Annotated in this window: 4 protein-coding genes and 1 pseudogene; all 5 read left to right on the top strand. The window is 55.3% G+C overall.

Annotation, left to right across the window (positions count from 1 at the left end; all coding sequences use genetic code 11):
• The coding region (locus B4H10_RS00475; protein WP_292017982.1) for an RNA-guided endonuclease TnpB family protein at nucleotides 1-353 on the top strand (353 nt) is incomplete at its 5' end.
• A 382-nt stretch (nucleotides 354-735) separates the two neighbouring features.
• Nucleotides 736-2,904: an ASKHA domain-containing protein gene (locus B4H10_RS00470; protein ID WP_292017981.1), complete on the top strand. Its 2,169-nt coding sequence runs from the start codon at nucleotides 736-738 to the stop codon at nucleotides 2,902-2,904.
• 17 nt (nucleotides 2,905-2,921) lie between these two features.
• A complete protein-coding gene (locus B4H10_RS00465) occupies nucleotides 2,922-5,384 on the top strand; it encodes a homocysteine S-methyltransferase family protein (RefSeq protein ID WP_257536503.1) in 2,463 nt (820 codons plus the stop codon).
• A gap of 285 nt (nucleotides 5,385-5,669) precedes the next feature.
• Nucleotides 5,670-6,308, top strand: a complete 639-nt coding sequence (locus tag B4H10_RS00460) for a site-2 protease family protein (protein WP_059075822.1) — start codon at nucleotides 5,670-5,672, stop codon at nucleotides 6,306-6,308.
• Between the two features lie 55 nt (nucleotides 6,309-6,363).
• A pseudogene (locus tag B4H10_RS00455) lies at nucleotides 6,364-6,701 on the top strand (hypothetical protein); the annotation flags it as partial.

The following is a 6,701-nucleotide window of genomic DNA, read 5'->3' as shown; positions in this document are numbered from 1 at the left end:
GCTACTTGGTAGACCACTATGATGCCATAGGTATTGAGGATATCAGCGTCAAGGCGATGGCTAAACGCAAGAAAGGCGGTAAATTCAGTTTTGGTAAGTCCGTAGCAGATAATGGCTGGAATATGTTCACAAATATATTGGAATACAAATTAGCATGGCAAGGAAAACAGCTTGTAAAGGTAGACAAGTGGTATCCAAGCAGTCAGCTATGTCATGTTTGTGGCTTCCAAAACGATGCAACTAAGGACTTATCTGTAAGGGAATGGGATTGTCCTAAATGTGGCAGTCACCATAACCGAGATAAGAACGCTGCGATAAATATACGAGAAGAAGCTAGGCGAATATCTGCCTGACATAACGCATAAAGTACCGTGGGTCGCACGGAAACTTACGCCTGTGGAGAGAGTGTAAGTCGCCACAACTCTTCAGAGTCAGTGGTGCTGTTCTCGTTGAAGCAGGAAGCCCCCGCCTCTATAGACGGGGGTACGTTCACTAGCGCCGAGGGGAAAACTCATGATACCCGCGCTGAAAGGGTCTTGCAGCCCAAGGCATGACGCTTTCAGTTTCATATACCTTTATCTCCCATATCCCAATGGAAAGGCCGTACAGACGACTCCTGCCTGTACGGCTTTTTCCTGTGTGGTTTTAGAAATCTCTTGTGTAAGAGTCGTATTCAGTATATGATAGAGAGAACATATCCTATAGAATGTGATACTAATGAAAGGGAGCAGGACCATGAGCGATATCCGCATTATTACAGGGCATACGACCCGGTTCAACCCGGACCAGACATTGCGTCTCCTGGGATGCCGGTCAGGCAGTGATGCCTGGGATCGGACAAAAAAAGATGTAATGGAACGAATACCGGTCCTGCGCCGCATCATCCGTCCCAAAGGGGCTTTTGCCATGAAAGAGGATGAGGGTAAAACCTGGATATATGCCATGATGACGCTGGGAGGAGCCATTACGGCGTATACCGGCCGCCTTCGCGAAGAGGGCGATGCCGCAGCAGCCCTGCTCTTAAACGCCATGGCAGACAGCAGCCTGTTCTCCTTTGAAGAAGAACTGCAGCAGGCTCTCCGGTCTTTTTGCCGGGAAAAAGGGTGTGGCATCTCCCGGCGGTATGAAATCGGGACGGACCTGCCACTCCCGTGGCAGCAGCGTGCCTATGACTGCCTGGCTGCCCGGCGTACGCTGGGACTGACCATGACGCCAGACTATATGGTCGTTCCGGAAAAGTCGCTGAGTCTTGTTTTTTCCGTGAGTCCGGACCCTGAAGAATTCCATGCCGGCCATGACTGCCGGCAGTGCGCCCACAGGGACTGCCGGCTCCGGCAACAGCCGTACGGAACAGAAACCGTTGTTTCTGCCAGTCCGGCCTTTCAGGAATACACCTGTCCTGCCGGACAGAATCTGGCCGTTTCCCTGCGTGGGCAGGGAGAGCTTCCTGCCCTGTGCGGTGGCAAGGGCACGTGCGGGCGCTGTGGTATCCAGCTCGTCGAAGGGGATCTTCCCGTCACGCCGGCCGACCGGAATTTTTATTCCGGAGAAGAGCTGAAAGACGGCTGGCGCCTGGCTTGTCAGGCCGTTCCTGCCGCACCGGTCCGGGTGCGTCTGCCCGTACATCGGGAAGGACAGATGACCGGCCTCCATCAGGAGAAGGCGGCCGCTGCCGTCCGGACCAGCGGAGACTATGGCCTGGCCGTTGACCTCGGTTCGACGACCATAGCCTCATCACTCGTATCCCTTTCCGATGGGACTGTACTGGATTCGGCAAGCGCCGTTAACCGCCAGCGCACTTTTGGTGCCGACGTTGTCAGCCGCATTGCTGCCGCTTGTGACGGACAGGCTGACGAGTTGCAGAAGCTGGCTATGGACAGCATAGAAGAAGTGCTGCATAAGCTGCTGGCTCCGTATCCCGGAATGAGGCAGCAGCTGCGGCGCATGACCCTGGCCGGGAATACGACCATGGAGCATCTCCTCATGGGATGGTCCTGTAAGGGGCTGGGAAGCTGGCCGTTCCAGCCCGTATCGCTAGGAGGAGTCACCCTGCCGGCAGCGGAACTATTTGGCAGGGTACTTCCCGATTCCTGTATGCTTACCATACTTCCCGGCTTTAGTACCTATGTGGGGGCCGATATTGCCTCGGGGCTCATTGCCTGCTCTATGGACCAGAGCGATACGAACAGCCTGTTCCTCGATTTGGGGACCAACGGGGAAATGGCACTGGGAAATGGCGATGGCATTTTTGTCGCTTCCACGGCAGCCGGGCCGGCCCTTGAAGGCGGACAGCTGCGCTGTGGCATGAGCAGCGTTCCCGGAGCTATCTGCAGTGTGACATGGAATAAATCCGGACCGGTAGTCCGTACGATCGGCGATATTTCCCCCCGTGGACTGTGTGGTACCGGCGTGATAGAAGCCATGGCAGGCATGGTAAAGCATGGAATCGTGGACCGGCACGGGACGCTCCGGGAGCCGTGGTTTACAGAGGGATTTCCTCTGGCTCAGGGAGCAGACGGCACGCCTGTCGTGCTGACCCAGCGTGATATCCGCCAGATACAGATGGCAAAAAGCGCTATCCGGGCCGGTATATCCGTCCTTCTTAAGACAGCCGGCCTGCGCGAAGACGATGTGAAGACAATCTGGCTGGCCGGCGGATTCGGCTATTATCTTAAGCCGGAAGCAGCCGCCTCTATGGGACTCATCCCGCCGTCGTGGGCAGCCAGGACCCGTGCTGCCGGCAATACGTCTCTGCTGGGGGCCGTACAGGCCCTGACCGATGGCAGAGCCGTAGAACGGATGACATCGTTCATTCAGAAGGGAAGGGAAGTCGTCCTGGGAAATACGGCGGATTTCCAATCATTATACATACAGCATATGGATTTTACCGATGGAACGATATGATAGATATGGGGAGATAGATGATGACACGAGATGAATTCAGACAGTTATTGGAACAAGGTGTTTTTATCCTTGACGGTGCCACTGGTACCAACCTGCAGAAAGCCGGCATGCCCGTCGGCGTCTGCCCGGAACTATGGATTATGGAACATCCGCAGGCCATACAGGACCTGCAGCGCCAGTTCGTAGAGGCCGGTTCCCGCCTGGTCTATGCGCCGACTTTTACGGGCAACCGCATCAAGCTGGCCGAATACGGCCTGGAAGACCGGCTGATAGAAATTAATACCCGGCTGGTGCAGCTATCCAAAGAAGCCGTAGGGGACAAGGCCCTGGTCGCCGGCGACATGACCATGACCGGCCAGCAGCTCTATCCCATGGGAACGCTGACTTTTGAAGAATTGGTTGACGTATATAAAGAACAGGCCCGCGCCTTATATGAAGCGGGCTGTGATGTATTCATCGTCGAAACGATGATGAGCCTGCAGGAAACGCGGGCTGCCGTACTGGCTATCCGTGAAGTATGTGACCTTCCTGTCATGGCAACTCTCACCTTTGAAGCAGACGGCCGGACGCTCTATGGGACGCCGCCGGAAGCGGCCGTCGTCGTCCTGCAGGAACTGGGCGTCGATGCTATTGGCACCAATTGTTCCACCGGCCCGCTGGATATGGTGGAACGGATCCGGGCCATGTACCGCTACGCGACGGTGCCGCTCATAGCCAAGCCCAATGCGGGCCTTCCGGAAATCGTCGATGGGAAAACGGTCTATCAGACGACGCCGGAAGAATTTGCCCGCGATGCCCGCCTGCTCGTCGAAGCCGGCGCCCGCATCATCGGCGGCTGCTGTGGCACGACGGTGGATCATATCCGGGCCCTCCATGATGCCGTCCGGGATATGCGGCCCCAGCCTGTATCAGCAGTGAAAAAGCGCGCCCTGGCATCCGAACGGAGCGTCGTGGAAATCACCCTGGACGGCCCGTTCCAGGTCATTGGTGAACGCATCAATCCGACGGGAAAGAAAAAACTGCAGGCCGAACTGCGCGCCGGCAGCATGGCCATGGTCCGGTCCTTTGCCCGGCAGCAGGAAAAAGACGGTGCCGCCGTCCTCGACATCAACATGGGAACCAATGGCATCGATGAAAAGGATATGATGATACGGGCTGTCTATGAAGTGACGGCTGTTACGGGGCTGCCCCTGTGCATCGACTCCAGTTTCCCGGAAGTCATTGAAGCGGCCCTGCGCATCTATCCCGGCCGGGCTCTCATCAATTCGATTTCTCTGGAAGGGAAAAAGTGCCAGCGCCTGCTGAAGGCGGCTAAAAAATACGGGGCCATGTTCATTGCCCTGCCCGTATCGGACGCCGGCCTTCCCAAATCGGTTGAAGAAAAGCATGACATTATCCGGTCCCTTATCAGACAGGCAGAAGCAGCCGGCCTTGCCCGGGAAGACATAATCGTCGATGGCCTCGTCGGTGCCGTAGGGGCACTGCCGACGGCGGCTCTCGACTGCCTGGCCACGTTCCGCTACTGCCACGACGAATTGCAGATACCGACGGTCTGCGGTCTGTCCAACATTTCCTTCGGCCTTCCGGGACGGATTTATGCCAATATGACATTTTTGTCCATGGCGATTGCCAGCGGACTTACCATGGCCATTGCCAATCCCGGACAGGACCTGCTCATGAATGCCGCTGCGGCAGCCAACATGCTGATGAACCGTGCCGGCAGTGATCTGGCCTATATCCGGCGCATCCGCTATGTGGAAAAGAAAGAAGAGGAAAAGCGGCAGCATCAGCCGCCGGTTCCCCCTGCGGGTCCTTCCGTCCAGCCGGAAGGCAGTACAAAGCAGGCCGGTTCTCCGGTCAATGGGAACCCCGTATACCAGGCCGTCCTGAACGGGGAAAAGGACACGATCATCTCTTGTACGAAAGAAGAACTTCACAAGGGGACGGGTCCGGAAGACATCATCAACCAGCTTCTCATCCCGGCCATCAATACAGTAGGCCAGCTCTACAATGACCAGTATTATTTCCTGCCCCAGCTCATCGCCAGCGCAGCCGCCATGGAAACGGCTATCCATCATCTGGAACCGATGATACAGCGCAGCAGCAGTGAAAAACTGCCTACCATCGTCGTGGCAACCGTAGAAGGCGACGTCCACGATATAGGCAAAAATCTGGTAGCCCTCATGCTGCGCAACTACGGCTATGAAGTCATCGACCTGGGCAAGGATGTCCCGGCATCGGCCATCATTGAAAAAGCGCTGTCGGCCAAAGCGGCTGTCGTCGGCCTGTCGGCGCTCATGACGACGACGATGATGCACATGAAAGATGTCATTGCCGAAGCCGTCAAACGCCATTATGACGGTAAAATCATCATCGGAGGGGCTGCTGTAACTCCCAGTTTTGCCGACGAAATCGGTGCCGACGGTTATTCTAAGGATGCGGCGGACTGCGTGAAACTCGTAGGCCGGCTGCTCAAGTAACCGGTCATCATTGTCACGATTCGGACACATTGTTCTAAACGGCCTTGCTGTCTCCTGCCGGGGAATGATATAATTTCAACACTGGGAATCAGGCGTCCGGACGCCGTATGCCGACGCGGCCCATGCCATCGGGTTCGCGCCGTTGTATCTGACGTGGGACAGCATGAAACATAACAGTACCCTTATTTGTTGTAACGAAGCAGACCTTTACCGGCCTGCTTCTTTCTGTTATGATAGGTATACGGCCATATGTTTCTGGCCAACTCATCTATGAGGAGGAAAATTATGTTTCATTTCGATATACTGTCTCTCGTTGCCGCTATACCAGGGCTGCTCATGGCTCTTGTCATCCACGAATATGCCCATGCCCTGATAGCCGATAAAATGGGGGATTCTACGCCGCGCATGACGGGAAGGCTCACGCTGAATCCCATTGCCCACATCGATCCCATCGGCCTTATTATGCTGCTGGTTGCCCAGTTCGGCTGGGCCAAACCGGTCATGATCAATGCCAATAATTTCCGCAACTGGCGGAAAGGGGAAATCTGTGTGTCCCTGGCAGGCCCTTTTGCCAATTTCATCCTGGCCCTCGTCATGTTTGCCATACGGATGATCCTGTACTGGAGCGGCATCCGCATGCGCAGTCTGGATTTGGTGCTGGATTTGATCATCATCTATAATATCAATTTCGGCATCTTCAATCTCATTCCCCTGCCGCCGCTGGACGGGTCGCGCCTCATCACGGTCTTTCTGCCGACAGAATGGGCGATACGCCTGGCCAGTGTGGAACGGTACAGCTTCCTTTTGCTGATCGTCCTCATGGCGACACCCGTATTCAGTTACATCCTGATTCCCCTGCAGCGCCTGATTTATCTGATTGATTACACGATTGTACAGGGGCTGTTTTATTGGATTTTCGTTTGACTCTGCAAATTCGTAATGCTATATGCCATGGCCTATGAGGAAGGAGGAATTCCTTATGAAATGGAAGACACGTCTGGCCGTACTGGCTGCCGCCATGTATATACCTGCCGGTGCGCTGGCTTTTGATTATAATCTGTCTATTGATGAAATCAGCGAACATCCCCTGACGGCGTATAATACGGTGTACCTGGGGATGCCCAAAAAGGATTTTGCCCTCAATTTTTCTATCCTGCCCGACTGGACGTTCTATGGAAGTGACGGCACGACGGAAAAAGCCGAACGGTCGGTGACCCAGGATGGCGTTACCGTCATCGAGGGGCTGTCTATCGAGACGGCCGATGGATCCCCGGCGGGACGGGTCCTGGCGTTTGAAAATTACTTCAGGACGACCAA

Origin of the sequence: Megasphaera sp. UBA4382, from assembly GCF_002391155.1 — a bacterium.
GTDB classification, from domain to species: Bacteria; Bacillota; Negativicutes; order Veillonellales; family Megasphaeraceae; genus Megasphaera; species Megasphaera hexanoica.
This window is presented reverse-complemented; position numbering and strand designations above follow the sequence as displayed.